This is a genomic window from Curtobacterium flaccumfaciens (assembly GCF_013359815.1).
GTDB lineage: Bacteria > Actinomycetota > Actinomycetes > Actinomycetales > Microbacteriaceae > Curtobacterium > Curtobacterium flaccumfaciens.
This window is the reverse complement of the sequence record NZ_JABMCF010000035.1, coordinates 94,975-109,265: the sequence shown is the minus strand read 5'-3', so window position 1 is coordinate 109,265 and position 14,291 is coordinate 94,975. Positions and strand designations below refer to the sequence as shown.

The window sequence follows — 14,291 nt, the reverse complement described above, 5'->3', positions numbered from 1 at the left end:
TCAGCCGACAGCCGTGAAGATGTCGATCGAACCGGACTTGAGCGTCACGATGGCGCGCTTGGTGTCCTTGCGCTTGCCGAGACCGAACTTGGTGCGACGGGTCTTGCCCGGGCGGTTCAGCGTGTTGATGCTCGCGACCTTGACGTCGAAGATCTTCTCGATGGCGAGCTTGATCTCGGTCTTGTTCGAGCGGGGGTCCACGATGAACGTGTACTTGCCCTGGTCGATGAGCGCGTAGCTCTTCTCCGAGACGACCGGCGAGATGATGACGTCGCGCGGGTCCTTGTTGAAGCCGCTCATGCGGTGATCTCCTTCGCGGTCTTCGACGCGATGAAGGCGTCGAGGGCGCTCTTGCTGAAGACGACGGCGTCCGAACGCAGCACGTCGTAGGCGTTGAGCTGGCCGTACGAGAGCGCGTGGACGTTCGACAGGTTGCGGATCGACTTGAGCGTCAGCTCGTCGTCCGTCTCGAGCACGACGAGCACGTTCTTGACGGGCGCGACCTTCTCGAGGAGCGTGCGGGCGGTCTTGGTCGACGGCAGTTCAGCCGCGACGAAGCCCTCCACAGCGGAGATGCGGCCACCGCGGGCGCGGTCCGAGAGCGAGCCGAGCAGAGCAGCGGCGATCATCTTCTTCGGGGTGCGCTGCGAGTAGTCGCGCGGGGTCGGTCCGTGGACGACGCCACCGCCGGTGTGCTCCGGAGCACGGACGGAACCCTGACGGGCGCGGCCGGTGCCCTTCTGCTTGAACGGCTTGCGACCGGCACCGCGGACTTCGCCACGGTTCTTGGTCTTGTGGGTGCCCTGACGCGCGGCTGCGAGCTGCGCGGTGACGACCTGGTGGATCAGCGGGACGTTGGTCTCGACGTCGAAGAGAGCTGCGGGGAGCTCGACGGTGCCGGACTTGGCACCCGATGCGTCGAGGACGTCGATCGTGGTTGCGGTCGTGGTGGCCATGATCACTTACCCTTCACGGCGGTGCGGACGAAGACGGAGCGGCCACGAGCACCGGGGACGGCGCCCTTGACGAGCAGCAGACCCTTCTCGGCGTCGACGGCGTGCACCGTGAGGTTGAGGACGGTCACGCGGTCGCCACCCATACGACCAGCCATGCGCATGCCCTTGAAGACGCGCGACGGGGTCGAGGAAGCACCGATCGAGCCGGGCTTGCGGTGGTTGCGGTGCGCACCGTGCGAGGCGCCGACGCCGTGGAAGCCGTGGCGCTTCATGACACCGGCGAAGCCCTTGCCCTTGGAGGTACCGACGACGTCGACCTTCTGGCCCGCCGTGAACGTGCCGTCCACGGTGAGCTCCTGGCCGAGCGTGTACTCAGCGGAGTCGTTGGTACGGATCTCGGTGAGGGTGCGACGCGGGGTCACGCCAGCGGCCTCGAAGTGGCCAGCGGCCGGCTTGTTGACCTTGCGCGGGTCGATGGCACCGGCGGCGATCTGGATCGCCTCGTAGCCGTCGCGCTCAGCGTTGCGGATCTGGGTGACCACGTTCGGGCCGACCTCGATCACGGTGACGGGGATGAACTTGTTGTTCTCGTCCCACACCTGGGTCATCCCGAGCTTCTTGCCGAGGAGGCCCTTGACGGTCTTGGTTGAGTTCGCCATTGGTCAGCCCCCTTACAGCTTGATCTCGATGTTGACGTCGGCCGGCAGGTCGAGTCGCATGAGCGAGTCCACGGCCTTCGGCGTCGGGTCGACGATGTCGATGACCCGCTTGTGCGTGCGCTTCTCGAAGTGCTCGCGCGAGTCCTTGTACTTGTGAGGGGAACGGATCACTGCGATCACGTTCTTCTCGGTGGGGAGCGGCACCGGGCCGACCACGGTTGCACCGGCACGGGTCACCGTGTCGACGATCTTCCGGGCCGACGTGTCGATGACCTCGTGGTCATACGACTTGAGCCGGATGCGGATCTTCTGTCCCGCCATGTGTCTCTTGTCCTCTCTGCGCCGCGCACCCTCTGGCCGCCTGACGCCGCTCGGTTCCGCATTCCTGCGGACCGTGCTGTTTTCCTGAACCAACCGGCCGCATCCACTGGGGATGACCGCTGTTCACCTGTCAATCTCGCGGGCGACCGTGGCCGTCCAGCGTGGGCAATCGACTGCCTCGCGCTCCGGGCGCAGCAGTGGTACACCGCGTCCGTCGCCTCCGGGGAGTCGTGTTCTGCTGCCTGCGGCCCAACCCAGCCCTGCTGAACAAGGGGGTTGTGCACTGCCAGAGCAGTGATCCTGTGGGCGTACACCCACGGGGAATTCGGAACCGGACAAGTCTCGCATAGCCCTGGCCCACGTGCAACCCGGGCGTGTCGCGAATTGCCGGGCGTGTCCCGCTGGCTCGCTTGCCCGGATCCACGCGGATCGGACGGCCTGGAGGCCCGGCTCGGCCCCGCAACGCGACGCACCCTCCGGACGGGGTCCGGAGGGTGCGTCGACGCGGGTCAGGAGACCGTCACTCGGCGGTCACCGGGGGCACGAACCACGGCGGGAACACGGCCACTCGTGGAGCGTGTCCACCGTGGTCGGCGAGCACGGCGCGGACGGTCTGCCGGGCCTTGTCGTTCGGCACGCCGATGACCGCGACCGACGTGAACGGCACGCTCGGTCCGGCGAGCAGCTCGAGGCCGTGCATCTCCGGGTCGGTGAAGTCGGTGCGACGGATCAGGTTCGTGCCGGCGTCGGGACCGACGGCGAACCGGACGTCGTCGGCGTCGGCGTCCTGGTCGGCGACGATCACCGAGGCTCCGAACGCGGAGACCGGCACGACGAGCACGACGTAGTCGATGGCGCGGGTTCGGCGGGCGGCGTCCGACCAGCGCTCTCCCTCGGCGCCCGTGCGGAGCTCGTCCCAGCGGGTGGCGTCGGGCGACAGCGTGAACGGCACGTGGCCGGCGATCGAGGAGCCGTCGGGCGCCTCGGCCTCGGCGCGGGCGGCGCGGGTGTCGGCGGAACTGACGTCCACGACCGGTTCGGCCTGGTCGGACGCCAGGATGGCGCCGGCACCGACGATGCCGTCGAGGTTGTCGATGTGGGTGACGTGGTGGGCGCGGAGCGCTGCGAACTCACGTGCTTCGGGCAGGTCGGCGGACGACGAACGGAGCGACGTCGGCGACCGGAGCGACGTCCCGGGCCCGGAGGCCGGCGGGTCGACGCGCAGGTTGGTGGTGATGCGGGTCCGGCGGGGTGCCGGGGTGGCTGGGATCTCCGACGCCTCGCGCTGCCGGGGTGCGCAGATGTCGCAGAGCTCGGTGGGGAATCCGTGGATGCACTCGTCGGTCACGACTGTTGTGGGTCCTTCCGTGCCGTGTGGGGGTGGTCCGGCACGTCGACCAACGCTACGTCATCCGGACGGCCCCCGGGTCATTGTCGGTAGAGCAGCGCCCGGACCTCGGCCTCGGCGGACGCCAGGCGGTTCTGATCGATGGTCTCGCCGTGGTCGTACGCGTCAAGCAACCGGGGGTCGATGTAGCTCTGTCGGCACACCGTCGGGGTGTTGCCGAGCTCGTCGCTGGCGGCCTTCACGGCGTGCGAGACGGCCTTCTTCCGCTTGGCCTGGGACGACTGCGGTCCGGTCTTCGCCAGGTCGACCGCGGCCGCGACCGTGCCGTGCAGCGTCCGGAAGTCCTTCGCGGTGAATTCGTCGCCCGCGCGTTCCTTCACGTACGCGTTGATGTCCTCGGCGGAGAGCGGCTCCCACTCCGCACCGCGACGCTCGCGGAACGAGAGCAACCGCGCGTTGGGCCCGCGACGCTTCATGCCGGCGATGACCCGCGCCAGGTCGTGGTCGTGGATCGACGACGACCACTCCTGCCCGCTCTTGCCGGGGAAGTCGAGCTCGATGTCGTCGCCCGACACGTGGGCGTGCGCGCAGAGCAGCGTGGACAGCCCCCGACTGCCGTGCTCCGTGGCGTACCGCTCGGACCCGACCCGGAGGGACCCCTGGTCGAGCATGCGGAACGCTGCGGCCAGCGCACGGCGGCGGTCCGGCTCGGGGCGACGGAGGTCCTGCGTGACACCGCGGCGGGCGACCGGCAGGGACTCCGCCAGTGCAAGCGCACGGTCGTACTTGATCCGGTCCATCCGTTCACGCCAGGACGGGTGGTACATGTACTGGCGGCGCCCCGCACCGTCCGTACCCGTGGCCAGGATGTGGCCGTTCGCGTACGGGGAGATCCAGACGTCGTCCCACGCCGGCGGGATCACGAACTCCTCGAGTCGACGGCGCTCGTCCGGATCGGTCACGGTGTTGCCGTCGGGGTCGCGGAACGAGAAACCGCGTCCGGAACGGACGCGGTGGTAGCCGCGACCGGAGGTCGCGGATCTTCGGAGGCGGGTCACGCGGTCGAGCCAACTCCGTGACGCCTGTGACGGGTCACGGGGCGGACAGGAGGCCCGTGTCGGGCGCCGCCCCGGGCCTCCTGTCCGGCGCCCTGTACGGCCCGTCAGTGGCCGCACACGACGAAGCGGGGCCGGGCCCGAAGGCCCGACCCCGCTGTCGCAAGGAACCGGAGTTACTTGATGATCTTCTCGACCGTACCGGCACCGACCGTACGACCACCCTCACGGATGGCGAAACGGAGGCCCTCTTCCATGGCGATCGGCTGGATCAGCTCGACCGTCATGGCGACGGTGTCACCGGGCATGACCATCTCGGTGCCCTCGGGCAGCGTGATGACGCCGGTGACGTCCGTGGTGCGGAAGTAGAACTGCGGGCGGTAGTTCGCGTAGAACGGGTTGTGACGCCCACCCTCGTCCTTGGTCAGGATGTACGCGTTCGCCTGGAACTCGGTGTGCGGCGTGACCGAACCCGGCTTCACGACGACCTGGCCGCGCTCCACGTCCTCGCGCTTGAGGCCACGGATGAGCAGACCGGTGTTGTCACCGGCGACCGCCTGGTCGAGCAGCTTGCGGAACATCTCGATGCCCGTGACCGTGGTCTTCTGCGTCGCGCGGATGCCGACGATCTCGACCTCGGCGTTCAGGTTGAGCGTGCCACGCTCGACGCGACCGGTGACGACCGTGCCACGACCGGTGATCGTGAAGACGTCCTCGATCGGCATCAGGAACGGCTGGTCGGTGGCGCGCACCGGGTCCGGCACGTGCTCGTCGACCTGGGCCATGAGGTCCTGGACCGACTTGACCCACTTCTCGTCGCCCTCGAGCGCCTTGAGCGCCGAGACCTGCACGACGGGGGCGTCCTCGTCGAACTGCTGCGAGCCGAGGAGCTCGCGGACCTCGAGCTCGACGAGCTCCAGGATCTCCTCGTCGTCCACCATGTCGGACTTGTTCAGTGCGACGACGATGTAGGGGACGCCGACCTGGCGGGCGAGCAGGACGTGCTCACGCGTCTGGGGCATCGGGCCGTCGGTAGCGGCGACCACGAGGATCGCGCCGTCCATCTGTGCCGCACCCGTGATCATGTTCTTCACGTAGTCGGCGTGACCGGGGGCGTCGACGTGCGCGTAGTGACGCTTCTCGGTCTGGTACTCGACGTGCGAGATGTTGATCGTGATGCCGCGCTGGCGCTCCTCGGGAGCGTTGTCGATCTGCGCGAAGTCGCGGGCCTCGTTGAGGTCCGGGTACTGGTCGTGCAGAACCTTGGTGATCGCCGCCGTGAGCGTGGTCTTGCCGTGGTCGACGTGACCGATGGTTCCGATGTTGACGTGCGGCTTGGTGCGCTCGAACTTGGCCTTGGCCACTGTGGGTCCTCCTCAGGACTCGGAAGCGTCACCCCCGGCCGGCCCTGGATGGGCTCGGGACCGTTGGTGCGCGGTGTGTGTCTGTACTTTACTTGGTGGCGAGGGGCCCGTCGCCGGGCGCCCCCGCCTGTGGAGAAGCGCTGAGCGCTACTCCCCCGCGTTCTTCGCGATGATCTCCTCGGCGACCTTGGCCGGGACCTGGCTGTAGGTCTCGAAGGTCATCGAGTAGACCGCACGACCAGAGGTCTTCGACCGCAGGTCGCCGACGTAGCCGAACATCTCGGACAGCGGCACGCTCGCGCGGACCACCTTGACGCCCGAGGCGTCCTCCATCGAGGCGATCTGGCCACGACGGGAGTTCAGGTCACCGATGACGTCGCCCATGTACTCCTCAGGAGTACGGACCTCGACGGCCATGATCGGCTCGAGGATCGCCGGACCGGCCTTGCGAGCCGCTTCCTTGTAGGCGATCGAGCCGGCGATCTTGAACGCCATCTCGGACGAGTCGACGTCGTGCGCCGCGCCGTCCTTGAGGATGGCCTTCACGCCGACCGTCGGGTAGCCCGCGAGGATGCCGACCTGCATGGCGTCCTGGATACCGGCGTCGACCGACGGGATGTACTCGCGCGGGACACGGCCACCGGAGGTCGCGTTGACGAACTCGTAGACCTTCTCGCTCGTGACCTCCATCGGCTCGAGCGCGATCTGCACCTTCGCGAACTGGCCGGAACCACCGGTCTGCTTCTTGTGGGTGTAGTCGTAGCGCTCGACGATCTTGGTGAGCGTCTCGCGGTAGGCCACCTGGGGCTTGCCGACGCTCGCCTCGACGTGGAACTCACGCTTCATGCGGTCGACGAGGATGTCGAGGTGGAGCTCGCCCATGCCCTTGATCGTCGTCTGACCGGTCTCGGCGTTGAGCTCGACGCGGAACGTCGGGTCCTCTTCGGCGAGCTTCTGGATGGCCGTGGAGAGCTTCTCCTGGTCGGCCTTCGTGTTCGGCTCGATGGCGACCTCGATGACCGGCTCCGGGAACGTCATCGACTCGAGGACGACCTGGTTGGTCGGGTCGCACAGGGTGTCACCGGTGGTGGTGTCCTTGAGGCCGATGACCGCGTAGATGTGGCCAGCGGTCACGTTGGCGACCGGGTTCTCCTTGTTGGAGTGCATCTGGAAGATCTTGCCGATGCGCTCCTTCTTGCCCTTGGTCGAGTTGATGACCTGGGCACCGGACTCGATCGAGCCGGAGTAGACGCGCACGTAGGTCAGACGACCGAAGAACGGGTGCACCGCGACCTTGAACGCGAGGGCCGAGAACGGCTCCGACGCGTCGGGCTTGCGGATGATCTCCTTCTCCTCGTCCTTGACGTCGTGGCCGATCATCGGCGGCACGTCGAGCGGGGACGGGAGGTAGTCGATGACGGCGTCGAGCATCGGCTGGACACCACGGTTCTTGAACGCGGAACCGCAGAGGACCGGGTAGAGCGTGCTGCTCACCGTGAGGGCACGGATGGCTGCCTTGATCTCGGCGACCGAGAAGTCGGTGTCGCCCTCGAGGTAGCGCTCCATGAGGACGTCGTCCGCCTCGGCCACGCGCTCGATGAGCTTCTCGCGGTACTCGGCGGCACGGTCCTGCAGGTCGGCCGGGATCTCTTCGATCTCGTACTTCGCGCCCATCGCGACGTCACCCTTGGCGTCGCCGCGCCAGGTGAGTGCACGCATCTGGACGAGGTCGACGACGCCTTCGAACGAGCTCTCGGAACCGATCGGCAGCTGGAGCACGAGCGGCTCCGCACCGAGGCGGTTCACGATGGTGTCGACGGTGTAGTAGAAGTCGGCGCCCAGCTTGTCCATCTTGTTGACGAAGCAGATGCGCGGGACGTCGTACTTGTCGGCCTGACGCCAGACGGTCTCGGACTGGGGCTCGACGCCCTCCTTGCCGTCGAAGACGGCGACCGCACCGTCGAGGACGCGGAGCGAGCGCTCCACCTCGACCGTGAAGTCCACGTGACCGGGGGTGTCGATGATGTTGATCTGGTTGTTGTCCCAGAAGCAGGTCGTCGCGGCCGACGTGATCGTGATGCCGCGCTCCTGCTCCTGCGCCATCCAGTCCATCGTGGCAGCGCCGTCGTGGACCTCACCGATCTTGTGCGTGATGCCCGTGTAGAACAGGATGCGCTCGGTCGTCGTGGTCTTGCCGGCATCGATGTGCGCCATGATGCCGATGTTGCGGACCTTGTTCAGGTCGGTGAGCACGTCCTGTGCCACAGGGTTCCTCCGGAAGAGTTGTAGGAGAGGTTGGCGGCCGTCCGGGCGCCGGGGTTCTTGACCACCGGCACCCGGACGGTGCCGGGACTACCAGCGGTAGTGGGCGAAGGCCTTGTTCGACTCGGCCATCTTGTGCGTGTCCTCGCGGCGCTTGACCGCGGCACCGAGACCGTTCGACGCGTCGAGGATCTCGTTCATGAGACGCTCGGTCATCGTCTTCTCGCGACGGGCCTTGGCGTACGAGGTGAGCCAACGGAGCGCGAGGGTGTTCGCGCGGTGCGGCTTGACCTCGACCGGGACCTGGTAGGTCGAGCCACCGACACGGCGGCTACGGACCTCGAGGGTCGGACGGACGTTGTCGAGCGCCTTCTTCAGCGTCACGACGGCGTCCTGCTGGTTCTTGGCGGAAACGCCCTCGAGTGCACCGTAGACGATGCGCTCGGCGAGGCCCTTCTTGCCGTCGAGCAGGATCTTGTTGACGAGCTGGCTGACGATCGGCGCACCGTAGACCGGGTCGGCGACGACGGGACGCTTGGGGGCGGGACCCTTGCGAGGCATCTAACTCAACCCTTCTTCGCGCCGTAGCGGCTACGAGCCTGCTTACGGTTCTTGACTGCCTGGGTGTCCAGGGCGCCACGGATGATCTTGTACCGCACACCCGGGAGGTCCTTCACACGACCGCCGCGGACGAGCACCATCGAGTGCTCCTGGAGGTTGTGGCCCTCACCGGGGATGTAGGCCGTGACCTCGGTGCCGTTCGAGAGCTTGACACGAGCGACCTTGCGCAGTGCCGAGTTCGGCTTCTTGGGGGTGGTGGTGTAGACGCGGGTGCACACACCACGCTGCTGGGGGTTCGCCTTCAGGGCGGGCGCCTTGGTCTTGGTGACCTTCGGCGTACGACCCTTGCGAACCAGCTGCTGAATAGTAGGCAACTGTTCTCCTGGTTCTTCGCTCGTGCTCTCTGGCCGGCGCGTTCCGCCGGCTTCCTCGTCCCACGCTGAGCACCGCCGGACGGCGGGTGTTCGAGTGGGGGACGGAGTGGTCCGGCTGGGCGATCCCGCTCGCCGGACTTTTCGGGCGCGCCCGAGGGCGCACACCCGGTAGAGACTACCCGCGTAACGGGACGAAATCAATCCGGGTCACCCCGGGAACCGACACCGTCATGAGCCGGTGTCGGACGACCCGTTGCCCACCGCCGAACGGAACGTGGCGCCGTCGCTCGAGAAGCCCGTGACGTACCCGCTCGCGTTCACGTTGAGCGGCCCCGCAGAGGCCGTCCCGGTGCCGGCGGCACCCGAGATGTCGGCCGTGTACTTCGCCCGGCCTGGCACCGTCGTCGTGATCAACCAGCCGTTCGTCGTCCAGCTGCCGACCCGGACCGTCGGCCGCGTCTCGAGCGTCCACTTCTGGTTCGAGTACGTGTACGCGGGGTTCTGCCCGTACGCGTAGAAACTGCAACCGGCGGGTGCGGCGTCGGTGGAGGCGATGCAGCCGTCCACCCAGTCGTCCACCGCCCGCTTGGCGGCCTGCTGCCCGGCGGTGGTCAGGGTCGTGGTCATCTGCACCGGGGTCGAGGTCGACCGCCCGAACCCACTGACGCTCGCCGATCCCCCACGGGCCGTGGTCCACTTGCCGCCGTCGAAGGCGACGTCGTACGTGCCGGGCAGCGCACGGAGGCTCACCGTGCCGTCCTTCGCGGTCTTCACGTTCCGGCCGGCGACGGTGACCGCCGCACCGGACGGCCCACGCACGGCGACGGCGACCGATCCGAGCTCGGGGGCCTGCAGCTCCCAGATCGGGAACACACCCCAGTCCGTCCCGGTCTTGTCCAGCGTGAAGGTCGCAGCGACGTCCTGACCGCCCTGGCGCAGGTACGCGCGGACCGTCGCGGTGTCGCCGTCCGTGCGCGTCGCGGCGACGCGGTAGCCCGTGACCTTGTCCGATGCCTTCGCGTAGGCGGCTTCGCCGAGCAGCACGTCGGTCTTCTCGCGTTCGATGCCCGCGTCGTCGAGGGCATCGGCCACGCGTCCGGCCGTCAGGTCGTCGAGGAACGCCCGCACCGGGCGGTCCGCCGAGTGCGAGGAGGAACCGACCGAGTACCCGACGACACCGGCCACGAGCAGCAGGACGACCGCCGTGCCGCCCGAGATGATGCCGATGAGCTGACCGCGGCGGAGCTTCCGGCGACGACGCTGCGGCACCGGTCCGGGCACCCCGGGCACCCCGGGCATCCCGGGCATCCCGGGGAATCCGGGGGCTCCTGCGCCGGGACCCGGACCGAACCCCTGGGCCGCTGCCCCGGACGTTCCGTCGGTTCCACGGATCGAGGCCACCGGCGGGACGGCACCCCAGCCGCCCTGCTGGTCCGGATCCTGCGCGTGCTGGTCGCTCATCGTTCCCCCGTTGCGTGTGCGTCGTGCCCTGCGAACACTACCGTCCGGCGGGTTCCTCGCCCGCGTTCGTCCGGTCGTGCCCGGAGCGCTCGTCGGGCTGGTCCAGACGCGCCGTCCCGGTCGCGCCCGAGCCTTCGCCGGTCCGTACCTGGTGGCGAGCCATCGTGATCCCACCGAGCACCGACAGGAGCGCCACCACGACGGACCCGACCACGAACGGCCCGAGGGCGTAGCCCGCGGGGAAGACGAGGAGCTCCGTCGCGTCCGAGCGGACGAGCGCGTAGCCCACGGCTCCGACGCCGAGCATGACCAGGTAGACCGTCGCTGCGGCCACCAGCGCGGTGACCCCGGGGTTGCCGTCGCGCACGCCGGCCGCGGTCGCGAGGAAGACCACCACCGCGCCACCGACCACCATCGCGGGCCCGAGGTACGGGGTGGCGTCGGGCTGCGAGATGACCTCGACGTCGGCGAGCAGGGCTTCGAAGCCCGTGACGGCGATCACGAGCGCGATGAAGAGGACCGACGTCATCGTCGCGATCAACCACCGGGACATGCGCCGATCGTATCGCCGACCGGCTGGTCAGCAAGCGGGTTCGGCGTGGTCCGTGTCGTCCGCGTGCTCGCGACGGTCCGCCCGGTCGGACTGCTCCTGCGCTGCGGCGACCAGGGCGAGCGCGATCGTCGCCGTGATGATCGGGACGGTCTCCGTCATGGGGGCGGGCGCGGAATCCGGCATCGTCGCGGCCGTCTCGTCCGTCGCGTCGGTCGTGTCCGTCGGGACGTCGGACTGGAGGCCCGTGGTGGCGTCCGCATCGGCGGTGCTCTCCGGCTCGTGGTCGCGCAGCGCCGGGCCGATGACCGGCAGGACCCCGGTGGTCGCGGCCGGCTCGGCGTGCAGGACCGGCGGCTCGCTGGACACGGATCCGTCGCGCTTCGCCGCGCGGCGCGCTCGGCCCATCTTCACCAGGACGACGACGGCGACGATCGCCCAGATCCCGTTGACGATGGTCGAGGGGACGGCGTGGTGCGCGGCGACGTTGATGGCCACCGCGAGGCCGCCGACGAGGTTGAACAGCTGGTAGAGCGGGCCGTTCGGGATCTTGCCGGTGGAGAACAAGATGTAACCAGCTAGAACGGTTACTGCGCCGAACCAACCCAGGAATTCCACGATTCCGACCAACACGCGCGACTCCGGGCACGACGAGGAACGGCCGGTTCGAGCCGACCGTTCGAGAGGGGATGAGCGGCCGCGATCACGGCGCCTGGTGCATCGTAATCACAACGACGGGTGTCGCGGAAGTGGGGTCGGCGTGGCGCGGCCGACCCCAGTCCGTGGGGGTCGGGTCAGCCCTTCGCAGCGGTGTCCGAGTCGGCGGTCAGGACGTACACGTAGCCACCGAACGTCCACGTCGTCGCAGCCGCCGCGGCCGGGTCGGTCGAGTCCTGCGAGATGGAGGACGACACCGTGGTGACCAGGAAGAGTCGAGCGCCGTCCTGCATGCCCCCGACGAAGGACAGGGCCTGGTCGAACGACCCGTCGACCGACACGGAGACGGGGATGGCCGAGAAGTTCGCGGCCGAGATCGCCGGGTCGGTCCCGGGCACCGTCGCGTCGCCGGTGGATGCCGCGGTCGGCTCGGGCGTCGCCTCGTCCGTCGCCTCGTCCGTCGCGGAGGCCGACGAGTCCTCGGTGCCCGCGGCAGTCGAGGCCGCGACGGGGGCGGTGTACGCCACAGCGTCGGACGTCGTGATCGCGGACACCTTCACGCCCGCCCGGGCTGCCACGCCGTCGACTGCGCCGTAGAAGGAGGACATGTTCGCACTCGACGGCACCGAGGTGGTGAGCTCCGCGAGTTCCGCCTTCATCGCCGGCAGGGACTTCGCGCGGTCCTTGAGCCGGGCGAGTTCCGCCGCCGTCGTCCGGTTCGTCGCGTCAACCGACACCTGGTCGGTACGGTCACTCGCGGCCTGTGCGAGATGTGGCTGCACGCCGAGGAAGAACCCGGCGAGTGCCACCACGACCATCGCCACGACGGCGAGGAGCATGTTGAGTCGGTTGCGGGTCATCTCACTCGCCCTTGTCCTGGTACTTGCCGTCGAAGGCGGCCTGGTCGACGTGGATCGTCATGTTCACCGTGTACGTGGCCGTCGTCGGGTCGAGCGTGACCGAGTTCGCGGTCGCGTCGACGAAGCCCTTGAGCCCCTTGACGGCATCGAGCCACGACGGAACGGACGGCAGCGTCGGGCTCTGCGCGTCGATGGTCAGGGTCGCGACACGCTGGCCCTGGAGCGGGGTGTCGGCCTGCGCGTAGGTCTCCAGCGGCGTGGCCGAGTCGATCGCGACGCCGGTGATCTCGACTCCCGCCGGGAGCGATGCCTTCAGCGAAGCGAGGTACGGCTGCCAGGCGATTTCCGTGGCCCCGCCGACCGACTGCGCGGCTTCACGCAGCGCGGTACCGGCCTCCGTGTCCCGGACCTCGCGGTAGTTCGCCTGCTGCTGCAGGAGTGACAGGGTCTCGTCCTGCGCGTGGGTCAGGTCGTCGTGGGCCTGGCTGGACAGGAGGCTGGCTCCGGCGGTCGCGATCCCGACCACGATCGCCACGAGGACCACGCCCGCCCACATCCGACGGACGACACGGCTGCTGCGTCGGTCGGCGAGGACCTCGGTGGGCAGCAGGTCGACACTGGGGCGGCCCCCGACGACGATCTCGCTGGGCGTGGTCCGACGCTGGCGCTTGACGCGCTCCGCGGTCTCGGCGGCGACTCGCAGGGCGGGGTCGGGCGCCGCTCCTCGGCGGCGACTCCGTCCAGAGCGCGAGGGCTTCGACTTGGTCGACTGGCTCATGCTGCCTTCCCTCCCGCGGCGAGTCCCCATGCCACGGCGATCGATGCGCCGTGCGCGTGCAGGTCCTCGACCCGGATGGACTTCGCGAGCGCGACGTTGGCGAACGGCGCCCCGAACCGGACGGGCGTCCGGGTGAACTCCGAGAGCGCTGCGGCGAAACCGGGGAGCGCAGCTGCAGCACCGCAGAGCAGGATCTCACCGACGGGCTCGGCAGGGTGGGTGTTGACGAAGTAGTTGACGGTGTTGCGGAGACTCGAGAGCAGTTCGCCCATCGTCTCGCGGACCGCCGCGACCGCGAGCGCGTCGTCGCCGGTCCGCGCCCGCTCCGGATCCATGCCCAGGTGGCGCTTGACGGCTTCGGCCGCTCCCTCGTCGATCGTCAGCCGACCGGCGAGGAGCCGCGTGATGTCGTCGCCACCGGTCGGCACGATGCGGACGAACTTCGGGACGCCGTCGGTGACGATGACGACGGTCGTCGTGTTGCCGCCGCACTCGACGATGGCCACGGTGCCCGACCGGTTCAACGGCGCGAGGACACGTGCCAGGGCGAACGGGATGAGGTCGACACCGACCGGCTTGAGCCCGGCGTTCTGGACCGCGCGGACGTTGGCGAGCACGGCGTCCTTCACCGCGGCGACGAGGAGACCGCTCACGGTGGGGCCGTTCTCCCCCGTCTCCTCGCTGGTCGGGTAGAAGTCGAGGATGGCGTCGCCCACGGGCACCGGGAGCATGTCCTGCACCTGGAAGGGCAACGATTCACGGATCTGCGCGATGGGGGCCTTCGGGACCGTCAGGTCGCGCGACAGCACGCGCTGGTTGCCCATGCCGAGCACGACGTCCTTCGAGCGGAAGCGCCCGAGCGACCAGAGCTGTCGAAGCGCACCCGCGACCGTGTTGGGCTCGAGCACCTCCCCCTGCTTCGTCGCGCCCGGGGGCACGGGCACCTCGGCGAACCGCAGGATCGTCGGTCTCGGCTTGTCGGCGTCCTGGACCTCGACAGCACGGATCGCGGCGGCGCCGATGTCGACGCCCACGATGCTCTTCGACATGGGTGGTCCTTCCGTGACCGTCTTCGGGTCGGTCTG

The 14,291-nt window shown here is 68.8% G+C and carries 16 protein-coding genes; all 16 read right to left on the bottom strand.

The features are described 5' to 3' along the window. Entirely contained in the window at nucleotides 1-300 is a 300-nt protein-coding gene (rplW, locus tag HP445_RS06625; RefSeq protein ID WP_027466729.1) for a 50S ribosomal protein L23, read from the bottom strand. Then, nucleotides 297-956 (bottom strand): 50S ribosomal protein L4, encoded by a 660-nt coding sequence (gene rplD, locus HP445_RS06620; protein ID WP_027466730.1) that lies wholly within the window; start codon nucleotides 954-956, stop codon nucleotides 297-299. Before rplD ends, rplW begins: the two co-directional genes overlap by 4 nt. Before the next feature lie 2 nt (nucleotides 957-958). Beyond that, nucleotides 959-1,615 (bottom strand): 50S ribosomal protein L3, encoded by a 657-nt coding sequence (rplC, locus tag HP445_RS06615; RefSeq protein WP_027466731.1) that lies wholly within the window; start codon nucleotides 1,613-1,615, stop codon nucleotides 959-961. Nucleotides 1,616-1,627: 12 nt separating this feature from the next. Then, nucleotides 1,628-1,936, bottom strand: coding sequence for a 30S ribosomal protein S10 (gene rpsJ, locus HP445_RS06610; protein WP_017885534.1), 309 nt, complete (start codon nucleotides 1,934-1,936; stop codon nucleotides 1,628-1,630). Between the two features lie 520 nt (nucleotides 1,937-2,456). Then, nucleotides 2,457-3,284 (bottom strand): DarT ssDNA thymidine ADP-ribosyltransferase family protein, encoded by an 828-nt coding sequence (locus HP445_RS18560; RefSeq protein WP_084741336.1) that lies wholly within the window; start codon nucleotides 3,282-3,284, stop codon nucleotides 2,457-2,459. Between the two features lie 80 nt (nucleotides 3,285-3,364). Then, nucleotides 3,365-4,342: a DNA topoisomerase IB gene (locus tag HP445_RS06600; protein WP_128780456.1), complete on the bottom strand. Its 978-nt coding sequence runs from the start codon at nucleotides 4,340-4,342 to the stop codon at nucleotides 3,365-3,367. Between the two features lie 173 nt (nucleotides 4,343-4,515). Further along, a complete protein-coding gene (gene tuf, locus HP445_RS06595) occupies nucleotides 4,516-5,703 on the bottom strand; it encodes an elongation factor Tu (protein WP_027466734.1) in 1,188 nt (395 codons plus the stop codon). 147 nt (nucleotides 5,704-5,850) lie between these two features. Then, the gene (fusA, locus tag HP445_RS06590) at nucleotides 5,851-7,968 is read right to left on the bottom strand and encodes an elongation factor G (RefSeq protein ID WP_027466735.1); all 2,118 of its coding nucleotides are present in this window, start codon (nucleotides 7,966-7,968) and stop codon (nucleotides 5,851-5,853) included. Between the two features lie 87 nt (nucleotides 7,969-8,055). After that, a complete protein-coding gene (gene rpsG, locus HP445_RS06585) occupies nucleotides 8,056-8,526 on the bottom strand; it encodes a 30S ribosomal protein S7 (protein WP_017885539.1) in 471 nt (156 codons plus the stop codon). 5 nt (nucleotides 8,527-8,531) lie between these two features. Beyond that, nucleotides 8,532-8,900 (bottom strand): 30S ribosomal protein S12, encoded by a 369-nt coding sequence (gene rpsL / locus HP445_RS06580; RefSeq protein WP_017885540.1) that lies wholly within the window; start codon nucleotides 8,898-8,900, stop codon nucleotides 8,532-8,534. A gap of 228 nt (nucleotides 8,901-9,128) precedes the next feature. Further along, nucleotides 9,129-10,361 carry a hypothetical protein gene (locus tag HP445_RS06575; RefSeq protein WP_164941158.1) on the bottom strand — a complete coding sequence of 411 codons (1,233 nt, stop codon included), beginning with the start codon at nucleotides 10,359-10,361 and terminating at the stop codon, nucleotides 9,129-9,131. A gap of 37 nt (nucleotides 10,362-10,398) precedes the next feature. Next, nucleotides 10,399-10,914 (bottom strand): DUF6121 family protein, encoded by a 516-nt coding sequence (locus tag HP445_RS06570; protein ID WP_128780455.1) that lies wholly within the window; start codon nucleotides 10,912-10,914, stop codon nucleotides 10,399-10,401. A gap of 27 nt (nucleotides 10,915-10,941) precedes the next feature. Next, nucleotides 10,942-11,529, bottom strand: a complete 588-nt coding sequence (locus tag HP445_RS06565) for a CBU_0592 family membrane protein (RefSeq protein WP_411913884.1) — start codon at nucleotides 11,527-11,529, stop codon at nucleotides 10,942-10,944. A 176-nt stretch (nucleotides 11,530-11,705) separates the two neighbouring features. Beyond that, the gene (locus HP445_RS06560) at nucleotides 11,706-12,428 is read right to left on the bottom strand and encodes a hypothetical protein (RefSeq protein ID WP_128780453.1); all 723 of its coding nucleotides are present in this window, start codon (nucleotides 12,426-12,428) and stop codon (nucleotides 11,706-11,708) included. Nucleotide 12,429: 1 nt separating this feature from the next. After that, a complete protein-coding gene (locus HP445_RS06555; protein WP_111094816.1) occupies nucleotides 12,430-13,206 on the bottom strand; it encodes a hypothetical protein in 777 nt (258 codons plus the stop codon). Then, nucleotides 13,203-14,255 (bottom strand): type IV pilus assembly protein PilM, encoded by a 1,053-nt coding sequence (gene pilM, locus HP445_RS06550; protein WP_128780452.1) that lies wholly within the window; start codon nucleotides 14,253-14,255, stop codon nucleotides 13,203-13,205. Before pilM ends, HP445_RS06555 begins: the two co-directional genes overlap by 4 nt. Nucleotides 14,256-14,291: the final 36 nt, after the last annotated feature.